The organism is Mesorhizobium sp. M1252 (assembly GCF_040318265.1).
GTDB lineage: Bacteria > Pseudomonadota > Alphaproteobacteria > Rhizobiales > Rhizobiaceae > Mesorhizobium.
In genome coordinates this window covers 20,835-47,476 of the sequence record NZ_JAMYLX010000010.1, presented here as the reverse complement: position 1 = coordinate 47,476, position 26,642 = coordinate 20,835, and the positions used below count along the sequence as shown (strand labels likewise).

At 62.9% G+C, this 26,642-nt stretch carries 25 protein-coding genes; 14 read left to right on the top strand and 11 right to left on the bottom strand.

The genetic code is table 11. From position 1 onward, the window contains the following. Positions 1–123: 123 nt before the first annotated feature. The 3 genes from NKH22_RS20360 to NKH22_RS20350 all read right to left on the bottom strand — a co-directional run bounded on the left by NKH22_RS20360 (position 124) and on the right by NKH22_RS20350 (position 4,034). Positions 124–1,275 (bottom strand): YncE family protein, encoded by a 1,152-nt coding sequence (locus tag NKH22_RS20360; RefSeq protein ID WP_023673758.1) that lies wholly within the window; start codon positions 1,273–1,275, stop codon positions 124–126. A gap of 75 nt (positions 1,276–1,350) precedes the next feature. Next, positions 1,351–2,631 carry a GNAT family N-acetyltransferase gene (locus NKH22_RS20355; RefSeq protein ID WP_023751708.1) on the bottom strand — a complete coding sequence of 427 codons (1,281 nt, stop codon included), beginning with the start codon at positions 2,629–2,631 and terminating at the stop codon, positions 1,351–1,353. Then, positions 2,631–4,034, bottom strand: a complete 1,404-nt coding sequence (locus tag NKH22_RS20350) for a lipopolysaccharide biosynthesis protein (RefSeq protein WP_352910749.1) — start codon at positions 4,032–4,034, stop codon at positions 2,631–2,633. The genes NKH22_RS20355 and NKH22_RS20350 overlap by 1 nt, the downstream gene beginning before the upstream one ends. A gap of 286 nt (positions 4,035–4,320) precedes the next feature. Between NKH22_RS20350 and NKH22_RS20345 the strand changes: the two genes are divergently transcribed. From NKH22_RS20345 to NKH22_RS20335, 3 genes are all read left to right on the top strand, one after another. Further along, positions 4,321–7,545, top strand: coding sequence for a type ISP restriction/modification enzyme (locus tag NKH22_RS20345; protein WP_352910746.1), 3,225 nt, complete (start codon positions 4,321–4,323; stop codon positions 7,543–7,545). Continuing rightward, the gene (locus NKH22_RS20340; RefSeq protein ID WP_352910743.1) at positions 7,542–8,402 is read left to right on the top strand and encodes a restriction endonuclease; all 861 of its coding nucleotides are present in this window, start codon (positions 7,542–7,544) and stop codon (positions 8,400–8,402) included. Before NKH22_RS20345 ends, NKH22_RS20340 begins: the two co-directional genes overlap by 4 nt. Positions 8,403–8,618: 216 nt before the next feature. Beyond that, positions 8,619–8,906, top strand: coding sequence for a hypothetical protein (locus tag NKH22_RS20335; protein ID WP_352910740.1), 288 nt, complete (start codon positions 8,619–8,621; stop codon positions 8,904–8,906). 338 nt (positions 8,907–9,244) lie between these two features. Here the strand turns inward: NKH22_RS20335 and NKH22_RS20330 are convergent, their stop codons facing one another. The 3 genes from NKH22_RS20330 to NKH22_RS20320 form a co-directional block, all read right to left on the bottom strand. Continuing rightward, entirely contained in the window at positions 9,245–9,748 is a 504-nt protein-coding gene (locus NKH22_RS20330) for a hypothetical protein (RefSeq protein WP_352910737.1), read from the bottom strand. 152 nt (positions 9,749–9,900) lie between these two features. Beyond that, a complete protein-coding gene (locus NKH22_RS20325) occupies positions 9,901–10,206 on the bottom strand; it encodes a hypothetical protein (RefSeq protein ID WP_352910734.1) in 306 nt (101 codons plus the stop codon). Then, positions 10,184–10,456, bottom strand: coding sequence for a DUF4242 domain-containing protein (locus NKH22_RS20320; RefSeq protein WP_023685308.1), 273 nt, complete (start codon positions 10,454–10,456; stop codon positions 10,184–10,186). The genes NKH22_RS20325 and NKH22_RS20320 overlap by 23 nt, the downstream gene beginning before the upstream one ends. 243 nt (positions 10,457–10,699) lie before the next feature. On the opposite strand from NKH22_RS20320, the gene NKH22_RS20315 reads away from it, so the two are divergent. Then, the gene (locus tag NKH22_RS20315) at positions 10,700–13,288 is read left to right on the top strand and encodes a helix-turn-helix transcriptional regulator (RefSeq protein WP_352910732.1); all 2,589 of its coding nucleotides are present in this window, start codon (positions 10,700–10,702) and stop codon (positions 13,286–13,288) included. Positions 13,289–13,507: 219 nt separating this feature from the next. On the opposite strand, the gene secA is transcribed toward NKH22_RS20315, so the two are convergent. Beyond that, positions 13,508–16,240, bottom strand: coding sequence for a preprotein translocase subunit SecA (secA, locus tag NKH22_RS20310; RefSeq protein WP_023694004.1), 2,733 nt, complete (start codon positions 16,238–16,240; stop codon positions 13,508–13,510). A 244-nt stretch (positions 16,241–16,484) separates the two neighbouring features. On the opposite strand from secA, the gene NKH22_RS20305 reads away from it, so the two are divergent. Then, entirely contained in the window at positions 16,485–17,405 is a 921-nt protein-coding gene (locus tag NKH22_RS20305) for a peptidylprolyl isomerase (protein ID WP_023686683.1), read from the top strand. A 46-nt stretch (positions 17,406–17,451) separates the two neighbouring features. Here NKH22_RS20305 and NKH22_RS20300 read toward each other — a convergent pair whose 3' ends face one another. Both NKH22_RS20300 and NKH22_RS20295 read right to left on the bottom strand, forming a co-directional pair. Continuing rightward, positions 17,452–18,039, bottom strand: a complete 588-nt coding sequence (locus tag NKH22_RS20300; RefSeq protein WP_023694003.1) for a TetR/AcrR family transcriptional regulator — start codon at positions 18,037–18,039, stop codon at positions 17,452–17,454. 139 nt (positions 18,040–18,178) lie between these two features. Beyond that, a complete protein-coding gene (locus NKH22_RS20295; protein ID WP_023694002.1) occupies positions 18,179–19,408 on the bottom strand; it encodes a caspase family protein in 1,230 nt (409 codons plus the stop codon). Positions 19,409–19,577: 169 nt separating this feature from the next. Here NKH22_RS20295 and argJ point away from each other — a divergent pair, with 169 nt between their 5' ends. From argJ to NKH22_RS20270, 5 genes are all read left to right on the top strand, one after another. Beyond that, on the top strand, positions 19,578–20,819 hold the full coding sequence (gene argJ / locus NKH22_RS20290; RefSeq protein WP_023694001.1) for a bifunctional glutamate N-acetyltransferase/amino-acid acetyltransferase ArgJ: 1,242 nt from the start codon (positions 19,578–19,580) through the stop codon (positions 20,817–20,819). A gap of 29 nt (positions 20,820–20,848) precedes the next feature. Further along, the gene (locus NKH22_RS20285; protein ID WP_023713717.1) at positions 20,849–21,598 is read left to right on the top strand and encodes a GNAT family N-acetyltransferase; all 750 of its coding nucleotides are present in this window, start codon (positions 20,849–20,851) and stop codon (positions 21,596–21,598) included. Next, entirely contained in the window at positions 21,595–22,011 is a 417-nt protein-coding gene (gene mutT / locus NKH22_RS20280) for an 8-oxo-dGTP diphosphatase MutT (RefSeq protein WP_023685791.1), read from the top strand. Before NKH22_RS20285 ends, mutT begins: the two co-directional genes overlap by 4 nt. A 97-nt stretch (positions 22,012–22,108) precedes the next feature. After that, positions 22,109–22,417 (top strand): hypothetical protein, encoded by a 309-nt coding sequence (locus NKH22_RS20275; protein WP_023686679.1) that lies wholly within the window; start codon positions 22,109–22,111, stop codon positions 22,415–22,417. A 127-nt stretch (positions 22,418–22,544) separates the two neighbouring features. Next, positions 22,545–22,727, top strand: coding sequence for a Flp family type IVb pilin (locus tag NKH22_RS20270; protein WP_023672984.1), 183 nt, complete (start codon positions 22,545–22,547; stop codon positions 22,725–22,727). 12 nt (positions 22,728–22,739) lie between these two features. Here the strand turns inward: NKH22_RS20270 and NKH22_RS20265 are convergent, their stop codons facing one another. Next, entirely contained in the window at positions 22,740–23,612 is an 873-nt protein-coding gene (locus tag NKH22_RS20265) for a methyltransferase domain-containing protein (RefSeq protein WP_352910730.1), read from the bottom strand. 72 nt (positions 23,613–23,684) lie between these two features. Between NKH22_RS20265 and NKH22_RS20260 the strand changes: the two genes are divergently transcribed. The 4 genes from NKH22_RS20260 to NKH22_RS20245 all read left to right on the top strand — a co-directional run bounded on the left by NKH22_RS20260 (position 23,685) and on the right by NKH22_RS20245 (position 26,149). Then, positions 23,685–24,470: a ComF family protein gene (locus NKH22_RS20260; RefSeq protein WP_196814971.1), complete on the top strand. Its 786-nt coding sequence runs from the start codon at positions 23,685–23,687 to the stop codon at positions 24,468–24,470. Between the two features lie 22 nt (positions 24,471–24,492). After that, positions 24,493–24,774 (top strand): glutaredoxin 3, encoded by a 282-nt coding sequence (gene grxC, locus NKH22_RS20255; protein ID WP_023672982.1) that lies wholly within the window; start codon positions 24,493–24,495, stop codon positions 24,772–24,774. Between the two features lie 86 nt (positions 24,775–24,860). Further along, entirely contained in the window at positions 24,861–25,727 is an 867-nt protein-coding gene (locus NKH22_RS20250) for a carbon-nitrogen hydrolase family protein (RefSeq protein WP_023748462.1), read from the top strand. After that, positions 25,724–26,149, top strand: coding sequence for a DUF1178 family protein (locus tag NKH22_RS20245; RefSeq protein WP_023672980.1), 426 nt, complete (start codon positions 25,724–25,726; stop codon positions 26,147–26,149). The genes NKH22_RS20250 and NKH22_RS20245 overlap by 4 nt, the downstream gene beginning before the upstream one ends. 4 nt (positions 26,150–26,153) lie before the next feature. On the opposite strand, the gene NKH22_RS20240 is transcribed toward NKH22_RS20245, so the two are convergent. Then, positions 26,154–26,639 carry a MarR family winged helix-turn-helix transcriptional regulator gene (locus tag NKH22_RS20240; RefSeq protein ID WP_023672979.1) on the bottom strand — a complete coding sequence of 162 codons (486 nt, stop codon included), beginning with the start codon at positions 26,637–26,639 and terminating at the stop codon, positions 26,154–26,156. Positions 26,640–26,642: the final 3 nt, after the last annotated feature.

Here is a 26,642-nt window from a genome sequence, read left to right as displayed (position 1 = left end):
AAACCAGTGTGTGGAGCTACAGCTTCGCGGTTTCCAAGGAAAGCCCCTGCTCGTTCCGGGTCCCGGCCGATGGGCGGTTGCCCTTGCGACCTTTTGCGTGCGAGCCGCGCCTCGAACACGGACTTAGCGCATATTCCCCGTATGCCCTTGCGAATACCGCCCCGGCTGTGGCCACACCGTCAGGCCGTGCGGCTCTGAGCCAACCCGAAACTTGGTCACCGCGCCTGATGTCGTGTCGATCATGTAGGCGGCACTGTCGAAGCGGCCGGACAGCCATAGTTGTTTGCCGTCGGCGCTGACGTTGCCCATGTCGGGGCTGCCGCCGCCGGGGATCGGCCATTGCGTGACGACCGCGCGGGTAGCGAAGTCGATCACGCTCACGCTGCCTGGGCCCTTTGCCTTGCCCTGCTCCATCTTGTGCGAGCCGCGGTTCGAGACGTAAAGCCGCTTGCCGTCGCGGCTGACGACGAAGCCATGGGCGCCGATGCCGGTCGGAATGAAGCCGATCTCCTTGAAACTGTCGCCATCGACGAGGAACACGCCGTCATTCATCATGTCGGCGACGTAGAAGACCTTGCCGTCGGGCGAGAGGCGGATGTCTTGCGGCATGCCCATTTTCGAAAAGTCGAGATGGCCAAGCACCTTCTGGTTCTTCAGGTCGATCTTGGCCAGTCCGCCATTGCCGTATTCGCAGGTGAAAATCGCGTAGGCGCCGTCGGCCGAGAAATCGGCGTGGTTGATGCCGGGGCAAGTGGGTGTGGGCAGGCTCGACTTCAGCGCCATGGTGTCGGGATCGCGGAAATCGAGCCGCTCCAGGGCTTCGTCGACGACGATGGCCGCGCCCGGCATGAAATACAAATTGTAGGGATCGTCCACGGCGATCTGCGGGCCGGGCTTGCCGGTCATCGGGTCGATCGGCGTCAGGCTGCCGTTCTTGCCGGTGCCATTGTTGGCGACCCAGAGCGTCTTCAGATCCCAGGACGGCACGACGTGCTGCGGTTTGCTGCCGACCGGGAACCTGTCGACTTCCTTGAGTGTCATGGTGTCGATCACCGTGACGCTGTTGGAGGAGCGGTTCGGCACATAGACGCGCGGCAGTGCACCCAGCGTGGCCGGGCTGAGATGGCCGGCGGCGGTGTGGCTGTAGATGTTGATGGACGGCGCGGGCTCGCTGCAATCCTCGGGACAGCTATCGGCCCAGGCGCGGACAGGCAGCAGCGCAAGCAGCAAAAAGGCCGCACGGGGACCGGCGTGACGCAAAAAGGTTCTGATCATCAGGATGGCTTGTCGTGAAGGCCGGCCGAAATTGCCGCCGGAGCCATAGCTGGTGTCTTGCCGTTGATCCAGTGGCTATCGCCGTCCCAGCAAACTCTTCACGCGATTGCGCAGCAGGCGGGCCATGTTGCGGGTTTCGCGGTAGAGGTGCAGCTGCGAAGCCGCCTGGCGGGCCAGCCGATCGGCATCCGGCGTCAGCCCGATCACCAGCGAGCCCATCGGCTTGCGCTCGCTCCACAGCCGGCTCATCACCGGGTGGTCGGGCACGGCGCAGGAATCCGTCATCATGATGTTGGGGTCGTCGAGATGCTGCCTGGTCACCTCGATCATCAGCAGCGTGCCCGGCGAATAGGTCGCCAGCGTCTCGTCATAGGCGGTCTTCCAGGTGTAGGCGACGCCGGCTTCGACGAAGACGACCAGGCAGGCGATCGTGCGGCCGTCCAGCGTCAGCGAATGGATGCGGCACATGTCGTGCTCGGCCAGCCGGTGCACGGCTTCGCGGGCAAAGGCGGCGCGGTAGCGGTCGATGGCCATGGCGGTGCGCTCGCGGCCCTTCCAGCCGGCCGCCTCCAGCGTCAGGAAACTTTCGATGGCGTGGCGGATTTCGTCCGGTCCCCGCGCCACGATATGTTCCAGCCTGCCGAGATCCCCCAGGCGCCGTTTCAGGCGGCGGAATTCGCGGTAGTGGTGCGCGCGCAGCGATGCTTTCAAATAGGCCTCGCCGTCGAGGGTGCTTTCGAGCACCGGCCGGTCCGCCTTGCCGGTGGTGACCATTGTCAGGCCGCGCGTCTCGGCAACGGTGGCCAGCACGCTGGCCAACGGGCCGTCGAGGCGTATGTCGGGCAGCACGAAGACCTTCGGCAGCTTCAGATGCGGCCGCGACAGCATGCCGAAGAAATCCTCGACGACGCCGATCGGGTCGTCATGGTCGACCAGCGGCGTGCCGATCGGGCCGAACGGGCTCGACCAGGTGCGCATCACCGGAACGCCGAGCGGCACGGCCGGCCGTTCGACCGAGAACGGCACCAGCAGGCGTAGCCGGTTGCGGTATTCGTCGCCGTCGCGGATCACCGCCAGCTTGACCTCGCGATCTTCCAGCCGGGGCATGGCCGGCGCCAGAAAGCGCGGGTTGAAGAAGACGTTGGGCTCGATCGTGCGGGTGCACAGATAGTCGAGTTCCTCGACCAGTTCGAAGCCGGCCGAAGCCGGATAGATCGCCAGCTTGCGCAGCGGCCGGTTGTTGGCGAGGATCTCGAGATGCGCCGGATCGGCGTCGCGCGCCAGGCCGGCAAGGCCCGACACCATTGCGCCGGCCGGGCCGCCGCTGGTTTCCTCGATCAGCGGGATGGCGGCCATCAGGCGGCTCCCTCGGCAGCGGGCACGAAGATCAGCATGACGATGCGGAGCTTGCGCCAGACGGTGAAGGACAGGGCGCTGGCCTCGAAGACCATGGCGAGGCTGGTGGCGATCGCCGCCCCCCACAGGCCAAAGAGCGGGATCAGCACCACGTTGAGGCCGATGTTGAAGGCCAGCGTCATTGCATAGACGGCGGCGCAGATGTTCTGGTTGCCGCTCATCGTCAACAGGCTTTCGCAAGGGCCGACGGCGGCGCGCGCCACGACGCCGAACACAAGCAGGAACAGCAGCGGATAGCCGGCGGTGAATTCGGGCCCGAACAGCACCAGCATCGGTTCGCCGAGCGCCAGGACCAGCAGCGCCATCAGCAGCGACGGCCAGAACGTCCATGACACGGTCTCGCGGGCGAAGGCGGCGAGCTTTTCCGGTTCGCCATGGGTGAACTGCGCATAACGCTGGGCGACGCCGGCCTTGACGGAGAAATAGACGAAATGCACCAGCGCCAGCGTTTTGACGGTGGCGAAATAGACGGCGACGTCATTGGGCTGGAGATAGGCGCCGACCATCAGCACGTCGGCGTTGGTGAGCAGGAAGAAGAAGCTCTCGACCAGGAAGATCGGCAGCGAGACGATGAACCACTCGGCGAAATGCACCTTCATCGGCCCGGCCGGGATATTCCTGCCCATGCGTGTGGTCACGCCGATGAGCTGGCCGAGCGTGGTGGCGTAGGTGGCGGCGATCGAAGCGAAGATCGCTGTCCTGGCGTCGGGCGCATAGCCCATTGCCAGCATCAGCGCCATCAGCGCCAGGATCAGCACCGGCCGCACCAGATAGGTCGGCGACAACGCAAACAACGCCCAGGAATTGGCGCGCGACTGGCCTTGCAGCAGATCGCCCATGGCGATCATCGGCAGGCAGAACAGGCCGAGGATGAAGGGCATTACATAGTAGCTCTCGATCCAGTTCGCGCACAGCCAGACGCCCAGTGCGCCAAGCCCGGCGATCGCGGTCGAGGCAATCAGCACGAACAGGCGGCTGGCGACCACGATGCCGCGCAGTTCGGCGAGCATGTTGCGTTCGCGGTATTCGGGGATGAAGCGGATCACCGAAGTGTGGAAGCCGAGGCAGGCGAGGTTGCCGACGATGACCATCGTCACCCAGACGAGGACGAAGATTCCGTATTCGAACGAGCCCATCCAGCGCGCCATCAGCACCTGGCTGATGAAGGCGATGACGGCGCTGACGATGCGGATGGCAAAGGCGATCAGCGACATGCGCCCGGCTTCGCCGCGCTCGTCGGCGGTGAACAGCACCGCATCGATCCGGCCAAGCAGCGGCCCCATGCGCAACGCCAAGCGCTGCGGCAAGAACCGCCCGGCCGTCGTCGCCGCGGAAAAGCGCACCCCGATGTCTCTCCGTTTTCCGCCTGTTTCCAAGCTTTCGATGTATCCGAAACACCTTAAGAAAGGGTGGGCAGGTGCGGGTGCGCCGAGGGGCCAAGGACGGCCGCGTGTGCAAGGTACGTCAATCGTCAAGCCGGTGGCAGAACGAAAGGCGAGCGAACGCCGGGGAAGACTGGGGAGCCGGTCGACAGCCGAGAGGCGGTGCCTATGGGATGGCGCCACCGCCTTGCGATCAACCTTTGACAACTGAAAACGTTCGGCTCTAATGCCGCTGCGCGGAGGGGACATGAGCCAGCTTTTAGTTCAGCAGTATCTCAACGAAATTGACAGACTTAGGAAGTTCTCCGGCTCGATTACCGAGGGCGTGATCTCGGAAGCGTTCAAGGATTTGCTGAAGGCGTGGTCGCGGCAGAACAATCTGCATTTCATCAGCCAGTACGAATTTCTGTCCCCGCAGAAGAACCGCATCCGTCCTGACGGCACGATCCTCCACGATTTGCGCGTGCCGCTTGGCTATTGGGAGGCCAAGGACACGGCCGATGATCTCGATGACGAAATCCGCAAGAAACTGGCGAAGGGCTACCCGCAGGACAACATCATTTTCGAGAATTCGGAAACGGCAGTTCTGATTCAGAACCGGCAGGAAGTTTTTCGCTGCTCCATGACGGACACCGAAAAACTGCTCAAGCTGGTCTCGCTGTTCTTCAAGTACGAGCGAGAGGAAATCCGCGATTTCCGCAAGGCGGTCGAACAGTTCAAGCACGATATTCCGGCGGTGCTGACTGCACTGCGCGAACGCATCGACACGGCGTATGACAAAAATCCGGATTTCCGCTCGGCGGCGGACAAATTCCTGCAGCACGCCAAGGATACGATCAACCCGTCAGTCGGCGAGGCTGATGTGCGAGAGATGCTGATCCAGCACATATTGACAGAGGAAATCTTCGCCCATGTCTTCGACAACAGCGACTTTCATCACGAAAATAACATCGCGAAAGAGCTCTATGCGCTGGAGGCAAAATTCTTCACCGGGCAGGTCAAGCGCGAGACGCTGAAGGGTCTGGAGACCTACTACGCGACGATTCGCGCCAACGCGGCTCTGATTTCCAGCCATCAGGAAAAGCAGCAGTTCCTGAAGCTGATCTACGAGAATTTCTACAAGGTCTACGACAAGAAAAAGGCCGACCGGCTGGGCGTTGTCTACACGCCAAACGAGATCGTGAAATTCATGATCGAGGGCGCCGACTGGCTGACGCAGAAACATTTTGGCAAGCAGCTTATCGATGAGCACGTCGAGATTCTCGATCCTGCGACCGGCACGGGCACCTTTATCTGCGAGTTGCTGGAGCATTTTCGCGGCCAGCCGCGAAAGTTGGCGTACAAATACAAGAACGAGCTGCACGCCAATGAGGTGGCTATCCTGCCCTATTATGTGGCGAACCTGAACATCGAGGCGACCTATGCAGCGATCTCAGGCCAGTTTGCGGAATTTCCCAACCTCTGCTTCGTGGATACGCTGGACAATGTCGCCGGGCTTGGCATCAAAGCTGGCTATCAGCACGACATGTTCGCCGGGCTTTCGGACGAGAACGTCGCCCGTGTGAAACGCCAGAATGCGCGGAAGATCTCGGTCATCATCGGCAACCCGCCCTACAACGCCAATCAGGCGAACGAGAACGACAACAATAAGAACCGCGAATATCCCCGCATCGATCAGCTTATCAAGTCGAGTTACATCCGGCTTTCGACGGCGCAGAAGACTAAGGTATACGACATGTACGCTCGGTTTTTCCGCTGGGCGTCAGACCGGATGGCCGACGACGGCGTGCTGGCGTTCATTACTAATCGCAGCTTCATCGAAAGCCGATCATTCGACGGATTTAGGCGATCGATAAGTGATGAGTTCGATTTCGCCTACATTATCGATCTGGGCGGTGATATTCGTGCGTTATCTGGGCTGGATGGGATATTCCTTAACGAGAATCATACGATATTTGGCGTCTCTGCAGCAGTGGGGATAGCTATTACGTTTCTTGTTAAGAAACACGGAAAATCCAAGCTGCCCTGCAGTATCCGTTACATCCATCCATGTGATATCCGTGCGACACGAGATGACAAGTTTGCTTTTTTGCAACTGAATCCGCTGAGCCAAATTCAATTCGAACTCATTCGCCCAGATAGCAAGGAGAATTGGATCAATTTAACAAATAATGATTGGGAAACGATGATCCCGGTAGCAAATAAAAGCACCAAAGGTGCAAAAACTAAGTCAGGCGAGAAGGCAATATTCAAAATTTATTCTTTGGGCGCCGTAACTGCGCGGGATGAGTGGGTTTACGGATTTTCCGAATCTGACGTTGAAAAGAAAATTCACGCTTTACTCCATGTCTACAACGCAGAAGTTTCCAGGTGCAAAATGGGACTGGCTGATGCAAAGCGGCCGGAAACCCTTGCCAAAGGAATGAAATGGTCGCGATCTCTTAAGAAAAGTCTCGAGAAGAGAACTCAGATTACCTATTCGAGAGGAAGTATTGTTCCTAGTTCATACCGACCATTTGTTTGTCGATTTCTATATTATGATCACAATCTCAATGAGATGCTCTATCAACTGCCTCAGATTTTTGTCGCAGGTAATCACACCCCCGCTATCGTCGCGTCAAACGGAAAGCGTACAAAGTTCGCGGTTTTAAGTACCAGTAACATTCCCAGTTATGACAAGTTTGTTCCAGATCCTGCGACAGCAATGCCCCGCTACCGCTATGCCAAGTCCGGTGAACGGGTCGACAATATCACCGACTGGGCGCTGAAGGACTTCCAGAGGGCCTATGGCAAGGATGGGCGGGTCTTGGCAGCTCGCCCCTCGGGCATAGCACGCCAGGATGAAGAAGGCGCGCACGATGGGTCCCCCTCTGTCCTGCCGGACATCTCCCCCTCAGGTGGGGAGATTGGTAAATCGCGCAAGCCGGCGCTCACCAAGGATGACATTTTCCACTACGTCTACGGCGTGTTGCATGATCCGGTGTATCGCGAGAAATATGCGCTGAATCTGAAGCGCGAGTTGCCGCGCATTCCGTTCTATCCGGACTTTTGGAAATGGTCGGAGTGGGGCAAGCGGCTGATGGAACTGCACATCGGCTACGAGACGGTCGCGCCGTGGCCGCTGGAGCGGCTGGACACGACAGATGGGAAGTCGCGGGCAGCAGGCGTTGCGCCCAAGGTGATGCTGAAGGCCGACCGCGACAGCGGCACCATCAGGCTCGACACCGAAACACAGCTCTCCGGCATTCCGAAGCAGGTCTGGGACTACCGGCTCGGCAATCGCTCCGGGCTCGACTGGATTCTTGACCAGTACAAGGAAAAGACGCCGAAAGACCCGACCATCCGCGAAAAGTTCAACACCTATCGTTTCGCCGATTACAAGGAGAAGGTGATCGACCTGCTGATGCGGGTGACCCGCGTGAGTGTCGAGACGGTAGCAATCACTGAAGCGATGAAGCAGGCGGGAAGATGAAAGCCATCGTCCCACCCTTTGCAGAGTTCTTTGTACCAGTCTTACGAGCGTTGGACGCACTCGGAGGCTCGGCTTCAATCGAAGAAATTGACGACAAGACGGCTGTGTTGATGAACATTTCCGACACAGCGCGGGCGGTGCTGGTCGGCGATGGGCCGAGGTCGAAATTCGACTATCGCTGTGCGTGGGCGCGAAGCTGGTTGAAGAATGCCGGCCTTACGAACAACAGTGAACGCGGCGTGTGGACATTGACGGCAGAGGGCCGAGCATCGCTCTCACTTGCTCCGGAAGAGATCGTGCGACTGGTGAGGCGGGCAGACGCAGCCTTGCGCAAGGCGAAGGTCGTCGTTGCCCCTGAGCGCGCGGAGGTTGAAGCGGAAGCAGCGGAAATCGCCTTGAAGGATTGGCGCGAGCAATTGCTCGACATCCTCTTGGCGCTTGACCCGGCGGCCTTCGAGCGACTGTGCCAGCGGCTCCTCCGAGAGGCTGGCTTCATCAAGGTCGAGGTCACCGGGAGGAGCGGCGACGGTGGCATCGACGGCACCGGCGTATTGCGGGTTAACCTGCTCTCGTTCCATGTGCTGTTCCAGTGCAAGCGTTGGAAGGGCTGGGTCGGAGCAGGGGTTGTGCGTGACTTTCGCGGTGCGATGGTGGGCCGAGCCGACAAGGGCCTTGTAATCACCACGGGAACATTTACCGCGGATGCTCGGCGTGAGGCTGTGCGCGATGGGGCTCCCGCAATCGACCTGATCGATGGCGACAGCCTATGCGATCTGCTCAAGGAGCAGAAGATCGGCGTGCGGGTTAAGATGGTTGAGGAAGTGATCGTGGACGAAGCTGCTTTCGCAGGATTTTAGCTGGGCAAGCCGGCGGGACAGCGCCCCCCTCTGGCCTGCCGGCCATCTCCCCCTCAGGTGGGGAGATTGGCAAACCGCGAATGCCGGCGCCACCCCGGCGACTCCGAAAAGGTCAACTGACGACAACGCCGGGAATGCGGGATAAGCCGGTCGCGGGTGGTCGCTTCAGAAAACGGGATGAGGCATAGTCCGGGTTAGGAACGAACCATAGCGTCCGTGGACATGGCAAGAAATCAACTCGATCTTTTTGGCGCCGAAGAACAGTCCGAACTGTTAGATGAGGATGCGCCGACTGTTTATCATGGCGATCCAGACCGGGTTCGCGCGCGGTTGCATAAGCTTATCGCCGAGGCGCGAAGCGCGGAAACACTGCCTTGGGATCAGGACAGTGTCCGGCTCTACCGCAAGATCGTGCCCCAGATGGTGCTCTGGCTGCCGGAAGAAGAAGCCGCGCAGCTGAAGTTCGAGTTCGAGGCCGAAATGGTGCGGCTGAAGGCGGCGTAGAAACGGATACGCCAGCCTTGGGCCGGGGTGGCGTCGTTAAGCAAACAGCGGTGAATCACCCAGGAAAACAAAAAATCCGCCTCGGCGCCGGGTCGTCGGCGCAAATCAGCACCATGGACAAAAATGTAGCATACCTGCCGTCACCGTGTCAAGAAAATATTCCTATCGTTCCGTCAGCCATCGGCTCGAGCGCCTAGGGCTTGGCAACATCGGTGGCAAAACGAAAGGCGAGCGCACGCCGGGGAAGACTGGGGAGCCGGTCGGCGTATCGCTCGCCCCTCCCCCCGCCAAGGGGGAAGGCCAGGCACGGGGTGTCCGGTGCCGGAGGTGTCGGAAGGTTACATCCCCTTCATCGCGTCGCAGGACACGTTCGGGTTCATGTCGGCGAAGGCGCCGGTCGGGTTCTGTTTCCAGGCCCAGACATGCAATTCGTAGAACGGGCCGAGGCCGTAGCGATTGGGGGCGCTGTTGAAGTTGAACAGCTGGCCTTCGAGCGAGGCCGGGCCTTTCGAGGTGATGTATTCGACCGCTATCAGCTTCAGGCTGCCGTCGGCCGTCGGCTCGTACATCACCGCTTCGGGCTTGGCGACATCGACGGCATCGTCCTTGAGATAGGCGCCGTTGACATAGTGGATGCCCATGGCGCCGCCGGTGATGCCGCTGGCGCAAGGGATGGGGGCATAGCCTTCGGCGGTGGCGGCTGCCACATTTTCGAAGCGGCTGTTGGCTGCGCGCACCTTTTCGACCAGCGGATTGGCGTCGTGTGCCTGGGCGGCCGCACCCGCCGCGATCGAGATGGCGGCGAAAGCCGCGAAGCGTGTCGTCCAAAGCATTTTGGTCATGGTCTTCCGTCCGTTTGTTGACGCTCGAGGCGGCGGCGGCCGATGCCGAAACGCCTGCGGCGTTGGTTTAGGATTTGGTTTGTCCGTCCCGGTTCATGCGATGCGGCTTCCGTTGCCGGACTTTGGCCGCAGCCATTAAAAACCGTGCAAAATCAACGATCCCAAAAGTAATATTGCCAATATTCCTGCAGGACGTCCCGCTCCGATAGCCCGATGTCGCGCCTCAGATAGCCGCCTTCCGGGGGCAAGCGCCGCCTTTCAGACAGATACGCAGGCAGCTTCGACGCGAACCGCCATAGACGGCCGAGCACGGAGGTTGGCCGGCCGGTCTTTCCCAGGACAGGCCCGATTCCACCGAGCGGCAGGCCATCAGGCAGTTCGCCATGGCCGCGAAGGACAATTTGATGCTCATCATCGTGGCGACCGAACGCAGGATCAGAGGTAAAAGTAAGGGTCAAGAACCCGCACCTCCGTGATCTTGTCGACCGGCAGCGAGTTTTTCTGAGCGGTGCTGCGGATAGCTTCGGGCGTCGGCGCGTCGTAGATGCAGAAGCTGTGCTTCTTGTCGGGCGTGACGAAGGACTGGATCCAGGTGACGCCCTTTTCGGCATTGCGCATGACGACGCCGCCCACCGCAGTGGCGCCGATGTCGGTCATCGGAATGTTGAGGCCGTCCGGAAATGTGCGTTCAATCAGATAGCGAGGCATGGAAGGCTTCCTTTCCATTGGTTCACGCTCGATCGGAGCGCGGCTGGACGTTGACCACGCCGGCCCAGCCCGCGCATCGGAACGATTCCCCATATTGGACGGGACGATTCCCTATATTGGCGTCGTTCTTTGTGGAAAGAGGCACGGCAATGTGTGCAAAGTCACATTGCCGCGCTTTCTTCACGGGCTAGTCGTGAGCGGCCCGCCATGGTGGGAAAACTCCGATCCTGTGAGACGATGACAATGATGCTTCTGGAACGGCAGACGCAGCTGCAGCAGCTGGAGAGCCTGCTTGGCGATGCAATAGGCGGCCATGGCCGCGTCGCGGTGCTGGCGGGGGAGGCCGGCGCCGGCAAGACGGCGCTTGTCGAGGCATTCGCGGCCCGTGTGGGGCAAAGCGCGGCAATGTTGCGCAGCGCTTGCGAGGATCTGTCGATCCCAGATCCGCTGGGGCCGCTCTACGATCTGGCCCGTGAAGCGCAATGGGCGCTGCCGCGCGCCATCGATGCCCGGCATGGGCAGAGACTGCCGCTGTTTTCCGACGCGCTCGACGCCTTTGCGGCCAAGGGACCGAGCCTGCTGGTGATCGAAGACCTGCACTGGGCCGACGATGCGACGCTCGATTTCGTGCGCTTCCTCGGCCGGCGTATCGCCAACACCCACATCCTGCTGTTGCTCACGGCGCGCACCGACCGCAGCGAAGGACAGATGCGCGTGCGCCGCGCCCTTGGCGAAATCCCGGCCGGCAGCGTGGCGCGCATGGACGTGCCGCTGCTCAGCGAGGCGGCCGTGCTGTCGCTCGCCGATGCGGCCGGCCGCGATGGCGACGCCATCTACCGGGCGACCGCAGGCAATGCCTTCTTCGTCACCGAATTGTTGTGCGCCGAAAACGAAACGGCGCTGCCGGCAAGCGTGCGCGACGCCGTGTTGGCGCGGGCTGAACGGCTGTCGCCAGGCGCCCGCGCAATGCTCGACGCGGTGTCGGTGTTTCCGCGCCGCGCCGACGCCTGGGCCTTGCAAGGCCTGTGCGGCGTCGCCAGCGCCGGCCAGTTGGCCGAGTGTGTCGCCAACGGCCTGCTTGACGATCTGGGCGACGGCTACGCCTTCCGCCACGACATCGCGCGACGCGCCATCGAAATGATGCTGACGACGTCGCACAGGCGGCAGTTCAACCAGCGTGCGCTGGCGGCACTGCTCGAAAATGGCGACGTCTCCACAGGCCGCCTGGTGCATCATGCGGTCGAGGCGCACAATCTGGCGGCGGTGCGCGAACTTGCGCCAATCGCCGCGCGCGAGGCGTCGCGCGTCGGCGCCCATCGCGATGCCGCCGGCTATTACGAGATCGCCTTGCAGCAGGCCGACAGCCTGCCGGTGATCGAGCGCGCCGCGCTCTACGAAAGCCATGCCTTCGAGTGCCATCTCATCGGCAAGATCGACGACGCGCTTGCGGCGCAGGGCGAGGCGCGCCGGTTGCATCAGGCCGACGGCAACAGGCTGAAGGAGGGCGACAGCCTGAGATGGCTCTCCCGGCTGAGCGAAATGGGCGATGACCGCGAGGCGGCGGCCGCCTTCGGCGCCGAGGCGGTGGCGATGCTGGAAGCGGCGCCCGCCGGTCCGGAACTCGCCATGGCCTATTCGAACCTTTCACATCTGGCGATGCTGTCGGAGAGGGTGGAGGACACGCTGTTCTATGGCGAGAAGGCAGCGGCGCTGGCTGCGCGCATGAACCGTCCCGACATCGCCTCGCATGCCCTCAACAATGTCGGCTGCGTCGAGCAGTGGCTCAATCCGGATGCCGGACGCCTGCGCCTCGACCAAAGCCTTGAAATTGCGCTCCAAGGCAATTTCCAGGAACATGCCGCGCGCGCCTTCACCAACCGCGCCTGTTTCGAGATCACCCAGATGAGCTACGACGCGGCGCGTCCGGTGCTCGAGAGCGGGATCCACTATTGCACCGAAAACGACCTCGGCACCTGGCGCGACTATCTCAGGGGCATGCTGGCCGATGTGCAGCTGCGCCAGGGCCAATGGGATGAGGCCGCCGCGACGGCAAGCGATGTCATCGACAATGAGCGGACAACCACCGTGGGCCGGTTTCCGGCGCTGCTGGCATTGGCGAAACTGCGCCTGAGGCGCGGCGATCCCTCGGCCGAGCCGCTGTTCGCCGAAATGGCGCGCCTGGTCGGAAGCGGCGGCGACCTGCAGATGCTGAGCTCTTACGCGGCGCTGATGGCGGAGCAGGCATGGCTGGGCCTGGCCGACAGGCAAGAGGCGTTGGCGCTGATCACCCGCGCCGAAACGCCGGTGCGCTCGCGTGCCCATGTCGGGGAGCTGGCGCTGTGGCGAACATTGCTCTCTCCCGATATGCCGGCCGGCGACACCGCCGACATGGCGACACCATACCGGCTGCTTCTAACCGGCGACTGGCGTTCGGCTTCGGCACTCTGGGCCGAATTGAATGCGCCATACGAGCGCGGACTGGCGCTCATCCTCGGCGACGACGAGGGGCAGCGGCTGGCATTGGATATTTTTGACGGCCTGGGGGCAAGGCCGGCAGCCCAGCGCCTGCGCGATATCATGCGCAAGAACGGCGTTGGCGGCATCGCCCGCGGCCCGCGCCGCTCGACGCGCGCCAACCTCGCCGGCCTCACCTTGCGCCAGATGCAGGTGCTGCAGCTGATCGAACGCGGCCTCTCCAACAAGCGGATCGCCGAGCAATTGACGATTTCGCCAAAGACGGTCGATCACCATGTCTCGGCGGTGCTGGGCAAGCTGGATGCGGTGTCGCGCGGCGAGGCGACAGCGACCGCGCGCGATTCGGGGTTGTTGTGAGGTTTTGACGAGGGTTGGACCGAGAGGTCGCGATCCTTCGCACCCCCCTCTGTCCTGCCGGACATCTCCCCCTCAAGGGGGGAGATTGGCTGTCACTGTGGCTTTCGCCAATTGTCGAAATTGAAAGAAGTTACGGCGCCGAAGCTGCTGATCTCCCCCCTTGAGGGGGAGGCCGGCAGGCCAGAGGGGGGTGCTGTCCCGCCGACCTAGCCTTCGAAATCAGGCAAACGCGCCGTGGCAGTGCTTGTATTTCTTGCCGGAGCCGCAGGGGCAGGCTTCGTTGCGGCCGATCTTGCCCCAGGTCGCCTGGTTGTTCGGATCGCGGTCTTCTGGAGCGACGATGGCGTTGCTCTCCTGGCGGACCAGAAGTGCGGTCTCGCCACCCTCGAAATCGTCCTCGCCCGTGGTGCCGTCAATGTGGCTGCCGAACATTTCAGGCGCTTCGGGCGGCGGCGCTTCGGCGGCCTGGCGGACCAGTTCGACGCGCATCAATTGCGCGGTGACGGCCTGGCGCAGATTGCCGAGCAGCGCCTGGAACAGCTCGAACGCCTCGCTCTTGTATTCCTGCAGCGGGTCGCGCTGGGCGTAGCCGCGGAAGCCGACGACCGAACGCAGATGGTCGAGGTTGACGATGTGCTCGCGCCACAGATGATCGAGCGTCTGCAACACCACCGAGCGTTCGACATAGCTCATCACGTCTGGGCCGAAGCGCTCGGCGCGCTCCTTGGCGGCGTCGTCGGCGGCCTTGGTCAGGCGCTCGCGGATGTCGTCCTCGGCAATGCCTTCTTCCTTGACCCAGTCCTCGACCGGCAGGTCGAGATTGAGGAATTCGGCGACCTCGGCCTTGAGGCCGGCGACGTTCCACTGCTCGGCATAGGCGTTTTCGGGGATGTTCTTGGTGACGATCTCCTCGATGACGCCTTCGCGCATCTCGGCGATCGTCTCGGACAGGCCTTCGCCGTCCATCAATTCGATGCGCTGCTCGAACACCACCTTGCGCTGGTCGTTCGAGACGTCGTCGTATTTCAACAGGTTCTTGCGGATGTCGAAGTTGCGCGCTTCGACCTTCTTCTGCGCCTTTTCCAGCGCCTTGTTGATCCACGGATGGATGATGGCCTCGTCTTCCTTGAGGCCAAGCTTCTGCAGCATGCCGTCCATGCGCTCGGAGCCGAAGATGCGCATCAGATCGTCCTGCAGCGACAGGAAGAATTTCGAACGGCCGGGGTCGCCTTGGCGGCCGGAGCGGCCGCGGAGCTGGTTGTCGATGCGGCGCGATTCATGGCGCTCGGTGGCGAGCACGTAGAGGCCGCCGGCGGCTAGCGCCTTTTCCTTCAGGCGCTCGACATCGGCAATGATTTCCTTTTCGCGCGCCTCTCGCTCGGGACCAGCAGGCATGTCGCCCAGTTCGTCCTCGATGCGCATCTCGGCGTTGCCGCCGAGCTTGATGTCGGTGCCGCGTCCCGCCATGTTGGTGGCGATGGTGATGGCGCCGGGTTTGCCAGCCTGGGCGACGATGGCGGCCTCGCGCTCGTGGTGGCGGGCGTTCAACACCTCGAAATCCTTGAACCCTTCCTTGCGCAGGCGCTCGGCCAGTTGCTCGGATTTTTCAATGGAGGTGGTGCCGACCAGCGTCGGCTGGCCCTTGGCGCGCGCTTCCTTGATCTCCTTGACGATCGCCTTGTACTTCTCCTCGACCGTCCGGTAGACCTCGTCGTCCTCGTCCTTGCGGATGACCGGCAGATTGGTCGGGATCTCGGTGACTTCGAGGCCGTAAATGTTGCCGAACTCCTCGGCCTCGGTCAGCGCCGTGCCGGTCATGCCGGAAAGCTTCTTGTAGAGGCGGAAGTAGTTCTGGAAGGTGACGGAGGCCAGCGTCTGGTTTTCCGGCTGGATCGCCACATGCTCCTTGGCTTCGAGCGCCTGGTGCAGGCCTTCCGAATAGCGGCGGCCCGGCATCATGCGGCCGGTGAATTCGTCGATGATGACGATCTCGTCGTTGCGGACGATGTAGTCCTTGTCCTTCTGGAACAGCCGGTGCGCCTTCAGCGCGTTGTTGACGTGGTGGACGATGGCGACGTTCTCGACGTCATAGAGCGACTCGCCCTTGAGCAGGCCGGCCGCGCGCAGCAGGTTTTCCAGCTTCTCGGTGCCTTCCTCGGTGAAGATCGAGGTCTTCTGCTTCTCGTCGATCTCGTAGTCGGCTGGGCCGAGCTGCAGCATGAAGGCATCGATGGTGTTGTACATTTCCGAACGGTCCTCAAGCGGACCGGAAATAATCAGCGGCGTGCGCGCCTCGTCGACCAGGATGGAATCGACTTCGTCGACGATCGCGTAATTGTGGCCGCGCTGCACCATCTGCGCGCGCTCATACTTCATGTTGTCGCGCAGATAGTCGAAGCCGAGCTCGTTGTTGGTGGCATAGGTAACGTCGGACGCGTAGGCGACGCGGCGTTCCTCGTCGGACAGGCCATGGACGATGACGCCAACCGAGAGGCCGAGGAATTTGTAGACGCGGCCCATCCATTCGGAGTCGCGGGTGGCAAGGTAGTCGTTGACGGTGACGACATGGACGCCCTTGCCGGCAAGCGCGTTGAGATAAACGGGCAGGGTGGCGACCAGGGTCTTGCCCTCGCCGGTACGCATTTCGGCGATGCCGCCATTGTGCAGCACCATGCCGCCGATCAGCTGCACGTCGAACGGGCGCATGCCGAGCACGCGGCGGGATGCCTCGCGGACGGTGGCGAAGGCCGGCACCAGCAGGTCATCGAGCGTAGCGCCGTTGGCGATATCCTGGCGGAATTTTTCCGTGCGGGCCTGAAGCTCGGCGTCGGACAGCGCCTGCATCTCGTTTTCCATGGCGTTGATCGCCTCGACACGCGGCCGGGTCGATTTTACGCGACGATCGTTGGAGGAACCGAAAACCTTACGGGCGAGACCGCCGAGACTGACCATCCGATGGTCCTTTCGATAGAATTCTCAATTTTGAGATGAGCGCCGGCCGGCCCCATCAATTCCGCGTGAAACGCGGACAAACACAAAAAGCGCCCGGAAAACGGTTCTGGACGCAAAGTCGTTGGACAGATAAGAGGGGGCTCAACTGATGTCAACGCCGCGTTAGCCCTATGGGCAGCGCCAAATTCCGCCACAATCCGGCTGATCTGCAAGCCCTACCAATCCCCCCTTGGAGTTAATCTTGATGTCCTTACTGTTTCGCCGTGCGTCGCTCGCCAGCCTTGGCCTGGCTTTCGGCCTGTCGGCCCTGTCGCTGTCTCCGCTGATGGCCCAGGAAGCCGCTCCCGCCCCGGCCGATGCCGCAGCAGCGCCGGCGGCAGCCCCCGTCGATCCGAACGCCGTCATCGCTACCGTCAATGGCCAGAAGCTGACCGAGGCGGACCTTGGGCTTGCCGAGGGCGAGCTGTCGCAGCAGTTCTCGCAGTTGCCACCCGAGCAGCGCCGCGCCGCCGCCCTTTCGGCGGCCATCGAAATCCGCGTCATGGCCGCCCAGGCGGTCGCTACTGGGCTCGACAAGGATCCCGAATTCCAGCGCCGCATGGCGTTCCTGCAGCAGCGCGCGCTGCATGGCGAGATGGTCGAGAAGGGCGTCGTCGACAAGGTTACCGATGCCGAGGTGCGCGCCCGCTACGATCAGGAAATCGCCAGCACGCCGCCGGTCAATGAGATTCATGCCCGTCACATCCTCGTGAAGACGAAGGAGGAGGCCGAGGCGATCATCAAGCAGCTCGATGGCGGCGCCGACTTCCAGAAGCTCGCCAACGAGCACACCAGCGATCCCTCGGGCAAAACCAATGGCGGCGATCTCGGCTGGTTCGGCCCGGGGCAGATGGTGCCGGAATTCGACAAGGCGGCAGTTGCGCTCGAAATCGGCAAATACACCAAGGAGCCGGTGCAGACGCAATTCGGCTGGCACGTCATCAAGCTCGAGGACAAGCGCACCAAACAGCCGCCGGCCTTCGACGACGTCAAGGACCAGGCCAAGCAGGCGGTGATCCGCGACAAGTATTTCGCACTGGTCAAGCAGTTGCGCGGCGCCGCCAAGGTCGAAATCCCCGACGCCAATCTGAAGAAGGCCGTCGACACGATGGAAGCCGGCAAGTAAGGCCGGCACCGAAAAAACATGCAAAGGGCGCCGTTCGGCGCCCTTTTCAATTGCGGGAGATGCCTGACATCACATAGCGGACAGTGGCACGGATTGTCGCCTCATCTTCGTCCAGCCGGTTGGTCAAAAGGTGTTTCCAGGCATAGGAAGCGATGAGGTCGGCGACCAGCGCTGCGTCGATATCGGCCGCAACCTCGCCGCGCGCCTTGGCGCGCTCGATGATCCGAGCGGTGTGGGACACGCGCCCATCGGCATAGCCAGTCAGGGCCGCGGCCGCCGCTTCGTCCGACTGGGCCTCGGCGATCAGCGAGCGGAATACGCTGCCCGAGGATGTGTCGCGCCAATGCGCGAAGAGGTTCCTCAGGAAACCGACGAGGTCGTCTTCGAGACTGCCGGTATCGGGGACGTCGACACGCTTTTGCCGCTTGTAGACCTCTAACAGCAAGGCCGCCTTGCTCGGCCACCAGCGATAGATCGTGGGTTTGCCGGCGCGCGCCCGCCGCGCCACGGCCTCTATGGAGAAGCCGGCATAGCCGGCCTCGACCAGCACCGCCTCCGCGGCCTCGAGAATGGCCTCGGCGCTGTCTGGGTTGCGCCGCGCCCCGATCGATCTGCGCGCCGGATCCTCGCCCATGTCTGTCCTCGCCAACAATCTCGCCGGCAATCCTGGCCAACAATCTCGCCGGCAATATAGGTGAGCTGGCAGGCAAACGAAACGGCCCGTTTCCAGCGCTTGTAGAAGCAGGCCTCACATTCGCCCTGCGCGGGGATTTTCAGTTCATCGCTTGCGAGGTTTCCGAGGCGATACGCCACTGGCCGTCGCTCTTCACCAGCCCAAGCGTGACTCGTGCCTTGCCGGTCATGCGCGCCGCCGATTTGTCTTTCGACATATAGTCGTAGCTCATCGCGAACACGGCTTCGGCGCGGTTCTCGCCCTGCGGCGTCACCTCGAGGCTGCCGGGCTCGAGACTGAACGACCAGGATGCAAATTGCGCGAACCAGTCCGTCTTGAGCTTGACGACAGCGTCGCTGTCATAGCGCGTGCCGAAGATGGTAGCGGAAGGCGCATAGAGCCGCTTGACGGTCTCGCCGATCGCCGCGGCATCGGGCGCAAGATAGTCGTCGCGCAGGAATTTCTCGATTGCGGTCTTGTCGTCGCCTACAGACCGTTCGAGTGCCGCAACCTTTGTTTCGGGCGCCGGGGGGACGGCGGGCTTCGGCTGTGCAACCGTTTCGCCGCCGGGCACAAACTCAAACCGTTCGAGCAGCGAACCCTGTTCCCATGGGCGCTGTCCCTCGCGGGTTTCGGAGACCACGTCGCGGCGCACCGCGATCATCATGTCGTTGATGCTCTGGCCGGGCTCGGCCATGTGCCGCAGCAGGGCGGCGGCGAACGGCGAATTGCGTCCGGTGCCGTCCATGGCGACAGCGCCTGGCGCCGTCGAGAAGGCGATGAAGGAGCCGCGCGTCGAATCGAACTGCGCCAGACCGGCAAGCGCCGTTGCCGAGCGCGTGGTGGCGGTGCGGCTCAGGCTGCGGGCAAAGGGATTGTTGCGGCAGGCATCGAGAAAGACCAGGCTGACCTTGGTCTGCTGCTCCATGATGTCGAGGACTTCGTCGATCGGCACGGCTTCGAGCTGCAGCTTGACCGGCATGTCGAGCTGGGCGTCGACCGGCACGATGTAGTTGCGCCCTTCCACCTGCAGGCCGTGGCCGGCGTAATAGAAAAGCCCGACGCCCGCACCTTCCAGCGCATCGGAAAATTCGCCGATCTTGCGCTCGAGTTCGCGCTTGCCGAGATCGTTGCCCTCGATGACGTCGAAGCCGATCGAGCGCAGCTTGCCGGCAATATCGAGGGCATCGTTGACCGGATTGGTGAGCGTGCCGGCTTCGGCATAGGTGCCATTGCCGATGACCAGCGCCACGCGCCGTTCCGGCTGCGCATCGGCGCTCAGGAGCAAAAGCCCCATACACGCCACCGCCAAGATCACCAGCCTGCCCATGGCCGATATCATAACGCCAGAGGCCCCGGTGACGCCAACGGATTTGAAATGCAAGCTTAATCCCTGGTGGCTTGCCGACAGCGGCGGCCAAGAAAACGCCCTTGCGCCGGGCCGTGCTATCGGGCAAACCGGCCTTCGCCTAGCGTTTTTCCGTCGCCCGAGGTCCCCAATGTCCGCAACGATTTCGCCGCTCGCGCCGAAGAAATATCCCAAAATGCCTGCCATTGAGGGCGTGCGCATCGCCACCGCAGAGGCCGGGATCAAGTACAAGAACCGTACCGACCTCTTGGCCATGGTCTTCGATGCCGGCACAGCGGTTGCCGGCGTGTTCACGAAGTCGAAATGCCCCTCGGCGCCGGTCGACTTCTGCCGCGAGAACCTTGGCGCCGGCAAGGCGCGGGTGCTGGTCGTCAATTCCGGCAACGCCAACGCCTTCACCGGCAAGAAGGGCCGCGCCTCCACCGAACTGACCGGCGAGGCCGCGGCCAAGGCCGCAGGCTGCACGCCAGGCGAAGTGTTCCTCGCTTCTACCGGGGTAATCGGCGAGCCGCTCGACACCACCAAATTCAGCCATTTGCTCGCCGGACTGGTCAAGGACGGCAAGCCGGATCTGTGGACCGAGGCCGCAAAGGCCATCATGACCACCGACACCTATCCGAAAGTGGCGACAGCGACGGTCAAGCTCGGCGACACCGACGTCATCATCAATGGCATCTCCAAGGGCGCCGGCATGATCGCGCCCGATATGGCGACTATGCTGTCCTTCATCGCCACCGATGCGCCGATCGCCGCCCCCGTGCTGCAGGACTTGTTGTCGCGCGGCACGGCCAAGACCTTCAACGCCGTCACCGTCGACAGCGACACCTCGACCAGCGACACGCTGCTGTTGTTCGCCACCGGAGCCGCTGCCGAGCGCGGCGCGCCCGCCATCAGCGATCCCAAGGATGCGCGTCTCGGCGCGTTCCGCCGGGCGCTGGGCAAGGTGCTCAAATCGCTGGCGCTGCAAGTGGTGCGCGACGGCGAGGGCGCCCGCAAGCAGGTCGAAGTCACCGTTACCGGCGCCAAATCGGCGCGCTCGGCCAAGCGCATCGCGCTGTCCATCGCCAATTCGCCGCTGGTCAAGACGGCGGTTGCCGGCGAGGACGCCAATTGGGGCCGCGTCGTCATGGCCGTCGGCAAGGCCGGCGAGCCGGCCGATCGCGACCGGCTGTCGATCTGGTTCGGCGACAACCGTCTGGCGCATGAGGGCGAACGCGACCCGGGCTACTCCGAGGAAGCGACCTCGGCCTATATGAAGCGCGACGACATTCGCATCCGCGCCGATATCGGTATCGGCCGCGGCAAGGCGACGGTGTGGACCTGCGACCTCACCAAGGAATATGTCGCCATCAATGGCGATTACCGGAGCTGATGGAGTTGGCTTCCAGGCATCCGGCAAGCATGCTCGCCATCGTGCGCCGCTACGAGGCTGCGGGGTTTCGCGCCTGGCCGGCGGCGGCCGTGCATTATGACGGCACCTGGGTGGTGCGGCTGACAGCCGGCCATCCGGCCAAGCGGCTGAACTCGGTCAACCCGCTCGATCCCGGCGACACCCAGCACATTGCCGAGCGCATCGGCCGCGCCAGCCGGCGCTTCGACGCCTATGGCAGGCCGCTGACCTTCCGCATCTCGCCGCTGTCGGGGCCGGACCTAGCCAAGCATCTCGACAATGAGGGCTGGAGCACATTCGACGAATCCCTGGTGATGCGGCTGCCGCTGGCGGACGCGCAACTGGCGCCGGCCATGGACCAGATTCCGCTGAAGGATATCAGCCGCTTTCTCGGCGCGTCGCTCAAGGTTAGCGGCTCGGATGCATCGCTGCGGCCCGGTCTTTCGGAAATCATCGGCGCCATCCAACCCGAAGTCGGGCTGTTTGCGCTGGAGGAAGGGGCCGACCCTCTGGCGGTGCTGATCTGCGTCCATGACGGCGATCTTGCCGGCCTGTTCGAGATCGCCACCGCCAAGTCGGCGCGCAATCAGGGCCATGGCCGCAACCTGATCCTGTCGGCGCTTAAGTGGGCGAGGCTGCGTGGCGCTCGCGAAGCCTGGCTGCAGGTCGAGGCCGGCAATGCGCCGGCGCTGGCGCTCTATCGCTCGCTGGGCTTCGACGAAGTCTATCGCTACCACTATCGCCGGCCGCCGGGCGCATGAGCGAGATCACCGGCAAACGCCTGCTGCTGGTCGCCGCGTGCGCGCTGGTCGATACCGATGGGCGGGTGCTTCTGGCGCAGCGGCCCGAGGGCAAACAGCTTGCCGGCCTGTGGGAATTTCCCGGCGGCAAGGTAGAGCCAGGCGAGACGCCGGAACAATGCCTGATCCGCGAACTGCAGGAAGAAATCGGCATCGAGACTGACATTCCTTGCCTGGCGCCGCTCACCTTCGCCAGCCATTCCTATGATGATTTCCATCTCCTGATGCCCCTGTTCGTCTGCCGCCGCTTCCGCGGCATCGCGCAGCCCAGGGAAGGGCAGGCGTTGAAATGGGTGCGGCCAAAGCAGATGCGCGACTATCCCATGCCGCCGGCCGACGCGCCGCTAATCCAGTTCCTCATCGACCTGTTGTGATACAAAGCCATTTCGCGGTCTGATCTAGCCAGCGTTAATGGAAGATTTATCTCGTCGTGAAAAATTGCGGCAAAGCGGGTTCGCGGGGAGCGATTGCATGAGCCTCGACAGGGAATGGGACTCGATCCGGCCAGATCGCAGCTTTCGCGCCGCCGGCGTCGGCTTATTGCGCGTCACGCTGTTGTTCGGCTCGGCCGCAGTGGCGTTGGCGCTGATCGCGGTCCCCGTGCTGGACAACCAGACGCGATCATCCAGCCGCGATGCTCTTGCAGGCGGTCTCGACCCGATGAGCACGGGTTCGATCGGCTCGCGGGCCACCTATACGCTGCGCAGAAGCGTGCTGCAGCCCTCACCGAACTCAGTCTGCATCATCCGCGCCGACGGCCAACGCAGCGGCGACTGCTGACCAACAAGGTCGACACCAGCTTGAGAACTTCCTCAACGCAGGCCCATTTCACAGCCTGTTAAGCTTGTGCCGTTAACCTTTCTTAACAGGTCGGCGATATGGTCGGGGATGAGAGGGATCGACGATCATGAAGCCATTGCTGCGCCGATTTTTGCAGGACGAAACAGGCGCCACGGCCATTGAATATGGCCTGATCGTTGCGGTGCTGTCGCTTGCCATCGTCGGGGGTGTCGGCAAGGCCAGCAATGCGATCCAGTTTCTGTTCAGCGACAACAACAGCAGGCTCGCAAACGCCTTCGCCGAGCACTGATCCGGAGCGCCGTCACCGCCCGCCGGGGTTTTCCAGTATCGTCTTCAGCGAGACCTTCGCCGAACCCGGTTTCAAGGGCTTTTGCTGCGAGGCATCGGGCGCCCAGCCCGACATCCAGACGATGGAAAAGCTTGCCCTGATGCGGCCATCAGCGTCCGAAAAGCGTTCGGCATAGATTTCGGCGGCACGGGTAAAAAGCTTTCGCGCTCCCGGTCGCCGGCTGCGATCAGTCAGCGCGCTGGTTTCGCCCATCGCCCTGAGATCGGCAATGAGGTCGAAGAGGGTATCGTAGCGGACGGTCACCGATTCGACGTCGGCCACCGGCAGCGCCAGTCCGGCGCGCTGCAGCAGTGCGCCGGCGTCGCGAACATCGGTGAAGGGGATGACACGCGGGCTGGCGCCGCCATAGAGTTCGGTCTCGGCGGCGAGCAGGCTTTCGCGCAATTCGGAAAGCGTGCCGGCGCCGGCAAAGGCGCCGAGGAAAAGCCCGTCGGGCCGCAGAGCGCGGCGGATCTGCACCAGCATGCCGGGAATGTCGTTCATCGCCTGCAACGACAGAAGTGAAACGACGAGGTCGAGGCTTTCCGGCTGGAACGGCACTGTTTCCAGCGGTGCTATCAGCCCTGGCCGGCCGTCCAGAAACGCTGGATCTGCCTCGACGCGCACGATCTCCGCTGCCTTGCCGCTTGCAGCGACCACGTCCGTTGCGTCCGGCGTCTGGCAAAACAGCACCGCGGCCTTGCCGAATTTCCGCTCGACCGCGCCGAGCCGGTCGGCAAGGTCTTCCGCCGCCCGCCGCATCAGAAAATCCGCGCCGGCTACGGGGTGGGCCAGCGCCCTGCGCTTGCGCACCAGCCAAAGTTCAGTATCGATGATCGGCTGCAACGGTAGACATCCCTGTTTGTCCGTCTAGTGATATCCTGGCGCGGACGACAAAACCACGTGGCCGATCCGGTGATGGAGATCAAGAGCCTCGCTCAAACCATGTTGAAACTGGCCATGTTGGACTGGCCGGCGCGGATGCTGTTCCCGCCGGTCTGTGCCGGCTGTCGCAGGCACGTCTCGCAACCCGGCGTTTTGTGCGGTGCCTGCTGGCCGAAACTCAGGCTGCTGGAGCGGCCATGGTGCGCGGTGATGGGCACGCCATTCACGCACGATATGGGCGAGGGATTCCTGTCGGCCGAGGCGATCGCCGATCCGCCGCCGTTCGAGCGGGCGCGGGCGGCCGTGGCCTATTCAGGTGTCGCCCGCCAGATGGTGCAAGGTCTGAAATACCAGGATCGCACCGATCTGGCGCCGTGGATGGCGCGCTGGATGCTGCGCGCCGGCGCTGAGCTAATTGCAGACGCCGATGTCGTCGTACCGGTGCCGCTGCACTGGCGGCGCTTCTTTCGCCGGCAGTTCAACCAGTCGGCGGAGTTGGCAAGGGCGGTTGCGCAGCTTAGCGGGCTGCCTTTCTCGCCCTCGGCGGTCCGGCGCGTCAAGCTCACGCGCCAGCAGGTCGGGCTGGAGCGGCAGGAGCGCGAGGCCAATGTCCGCGCCGCCTTCCGTGTGCCTGCGGAAGCCGAAATCGAGATCACTGGGCGCCGCGTGCTTCTGGTCGACGATGTCTACACCACCGGCGCCACCGTGCGCTCGGTCGCCAGGGCGCTGAAGAAGGGCGGCGCCGGAGCGGTCGATGTGCTGACCTTCGCGCGTGTCCTGCCGGGGGACTTTCGGGCCGACGAGTCCGCGACTATATAAGGTCGAGGAAAGGCACGGACCGATGCTCGATGTGACGATTTACACCCGTATGATGTGCGGCTATTGCGCGGCGGCCAAGCGGCTGCTCGACCGCAAGGGCGTCGCTTACACCGAGCATGACGCTTCGTTTTCGCCGGAATTGCGCCAGGAAATGATTTCGCGGGCGCATGGCCGCTCGACCTTTCCGCAGATTTTCATCGGCGACACGCATGTCGGCGGCTCCGACGACCTCCACGAGTTGGAGGCACGGGGGCAGCTGGATAGGCTGCTTGCCAACGGCTCGACGACAAAGAGCGGTTCGTAGCGCCGCTCTATGTCTTTGTTTTTACGCAATTCCGGACGGAAAACCGTTACACACTTTTCCTGGAATTGCTCAAAGAGGACGTGACGATGGGTATTTTCAAGGCGGCGGCGATCCAGATGCGTTCGGGCGAGAGCCCCGAGCGCAACGCGGTCGATCTCGAACGGCTGGTGCGCGAAGCGGCAGGCCTCGGTGCAACCTACATCCAGACCCCGGAAATGACCGGTGCGCTGATCCGCGACAAGGAAGCCAGGGCTGCTTCCTTCACCTTGGAAGACAAGGACATCGTCGTGGCGGCCGCGCGCAAGCTCGCCAGCGAACTCGGCGTCTTCCTGCACATCGGCTCGACCGCCATCCTGCGCACCGACGGCAAGCTCGCGAACCGGGCGCTGCTGTTTGGGCCGGACGGCGCCACCCTTGCCACCTACGACAAGATCCACATGTTCGATGTCGACCTCGACAATGGCGAGAGCTGGCGCGAATCCGCCGCCTATGAGCCGGGCACCGAGGCCGTCGTCACCGAGATCGACGGCGCTAGGCTCGGCTTTGCCGTCTGCTACGATCTACGCTTTCCACAGCTGTTCCGCGCCGAGGCGATGGCCGGCGCCGACCTCTTGTCGGTGCCTGCCGCCTTCACCCGCCAGACCGGCGAGGCGCACTGGCATGTGCTGCTGCGAGCCCGTGCCATCGAGAACGGCGCCTATGTGGTTGCTGCAGCACAAGGTGGCCTGCATGAGGATGGCCGCGAAACCTATGGCCATTCGCTGATCGTCGACCCATGGGGTCGAATTCTCGCCGAGGCCGACCATGACGATCCGGAGGTGATCATCGCCGAGATCGACACGGCGCAGTCGTCGGCCGCGCGTAAGAAAATCCCCAATCTCAAGAACGCGCGTGATTTTGCCGTCAATGCCGGCGCAGTGGAAGCGCCGCGGCTCAGGGGCGCGGCTTCGTGATCCGCTTTGCCCTGATCTGCGAGCACGAGCACGAATTCGAGGGCTGGTTTCGCAGCAATGACGATTTCGACACGCAGAAGAAGCGCGGCTTCGTCGATTGCCCGAGCTGCGGCTCGCACAAGGTGCAAAAGGCGCTGATGGCGCCAGCCGTCTCCACCGCGCGGAAGCAGGAAACAATTGCGCTGGCCATGGGCGAAACCCAGAAGCAGGCTTTGGCGCAACTGAAGGCGATGGCCGAGAAGGTGCGCGAGAATGCCGACTATGTCGGCGACAAGTTTGCCGAAGAAGCGCGCAAGATCCATTTCGGCGAGAGCGATGCGCGGGGCATCTATGGCGAGGCGACGTTGGACGAAGCCAAGAGCTTGGCCGAGGATGGCATCGATTTCATGCCGATCCCGAGTTTTCCCGAGGAGCGCAATTGAGCGATCAGCTGGCGCTATCGATCAATTTGCCAAGCAACTGAGCCAGTGCCCCCCGCTCCGTGCCGGTGAGCCCGGCGAGGATTTCATGCTCGTTGGCGACGTGGGCGGTCAGGGCTTCGTCGATCAAGGCCAGACCTTTTTCGGTCAGTTGCACGACAATGCCACGCCGGTCGTTGGGGTGCGGGCCGCGCAGGATCAGTCCGGCCTTCTCAAGCCGGTCGAGCCGGTTGGTCATGGCGCCGGAGGTCACCATCGTCGCCTCGTAGAGAGCGGTCGGTGTCAGCGCGTAAGGCTGGCCGGAGCGGCGCAGCGTCGCCAGCACATCGAATTCGCCGGCCTGCAGTCCGAAACGGGCAAACAGCGGGGCGAGGCGCTCGCGGGCGATTAGCGAAGAGGCTTCGTTCAGCCGCCCAAGCACCAGCATCGGCGACACCTCCAGGTCCGGCCGTTCCCGCTTCCATTGCTCCACCGCCTTTGCCGCGCGATCCATCTG

Excerpts from the sequence above, each read along its gene's own strand:
- NKH22_RS20360 (WP_023673758.1), bottom strand. The coding sequence starts at position 1,275 with ATGATCAGAACCTTTTTGCGTCACGCCGGTCCCCGTGCGGCCTTTTTG.
- NKH22_RS20355 (WP_023751708.1), bottom strand. The coding sequence starts at position 2,631 with ATGGCCGCCATCCCGCTGATCGAGGAAACCAGCGGCGGCCCGGCCGGC.
- NKH22_RS20345 (WP_352910746.1), top strand. The coding sequence starts at position 4,321 with ATGAGCCAGCTTTTAGTTCAGCAGTATCTCAACGAAATTGACAGACTT.
- NKH22_RS20340 (WP_352910743.1), top strand. The coding sequence starts at position 7,542 with ATGAAAGCCATCGTCCCACCCTTTGCAGAGTTCTTTGTACCAGTCTTA.
- NKH22_RS20330 (WP_352910737.1), bottom strand. The coding sequence starts at position 9,748 with ATGACCAAAATGCTTTGGACGACACGCTTCGCGGCTTTCGCCGCCATC.
- NKH22_RS20320 (WP_023685308.1), bottom strand. The coding sequence starts at position 10,456 with ATGCCTCGCTATCTGATTGAACGCACATTTCCGGACGGCCTCAACATT.
- NKH22_RS20315 (WP_352910732.1), top strand. The coding sequence starts at position 10,700 with ATGATGCTTCTGGAACGGCAGACGCAGCTGCAGCAGCTGGAGAGCCTG.
- secA (WP_023694004.1), bottom strand. The coding sequence starts at position 16,240 with ATGGTCAGTCTCGGCGGTCTCGCCCGTAAGGTTTTCGGTTCCTCCAAC.
- NKH22_RS20305 (WP_023686683.1), top strand. The coding sequence starts at position 16,485 with ATGTCCTTACTGTTTCGCCGTGCGTCGCTCGCCAGCCTTGGCCTGGCT.
- NKH22_RS20300 (WP_023694003.1), bottom strand. The coding sequence starts at position 18,039 with ATGGGCGAGGATCCGGCGCGCAGATCGATCGGGGCGCGGCGCAACCCA.
- NKH22_RS20295 (WP_023694002.1), bottom strand. The coding sequence starts at position 19,408 with ATGGGCAGGCTGGTGATCTTGGCGGTGGCGTGTATGGGGCTTTTGCTC.
- argJ (WP_023694001.1), top strand. The coding sequence starts at position 19,578 with ATGTCCGCAACGATTTCGCCGCTCGCGCCGAAGAAATATCCCAAAATG.
- NKH22_RS20285 (WP_023713717.1), top strand. The coding sequence starts at position 20,849 with ATGCTCGCCATCGTGCGCCGCTACGAGGCTGCGGGGTTTCGCGCCTGG.
- mutT (WP_023685791.1), top strand. The coding sequence starts at position 21,595 with ATGAGCGAGATCACCGGCAAACGCCTGCTGCTGGTCGCCGCGTGCGCG.
- NKH22_RS20275 (WP_023686679.1), top strand. The coding sequence starts at position 22,109 with ATGAGCCTCGACAGGGAATGGGACTCGATCCGGCCAGATCGCAGCTTT.
- NKH22_RS20270 (WP_023672984.1), top strand. The coding sequence starts at position 22,545 with ATGAAGCCATTGCTGCGCCGATTTTTGCAGGACGAAACAGGCGCCACG.
- NKH22_RS20260 (WP_196814971.1), top strand. The coding sequence starts at position 23,685 with ATGGAGATCAAGAGCCTCGCTCAAACCATGTTGAAACTGGCCATGTTG.
- grxC (WP_023672982.1), top strand. The coding sequence starts at position 24,493 with ATGCTCGATGTGACGATTTACACCCGTATGATGTGCGGCTATTGCGCG.
- NKH22_RS20250 (WP_023748462.1), top strand. The coding sequence starts at position 24,861 with ATGGGTATTTTCAAGGCGGCGGCGATCCAGATGCGTTCGGGCGAGAGC.
- NKH22_RS20240 (WP_023672979.1), bottom strand. The coding sequence starts at position 26,639 with ATGGATCGCGCGGCAAAGGCGGTGGAGCAATGGAAGCGGGAACGGCCG.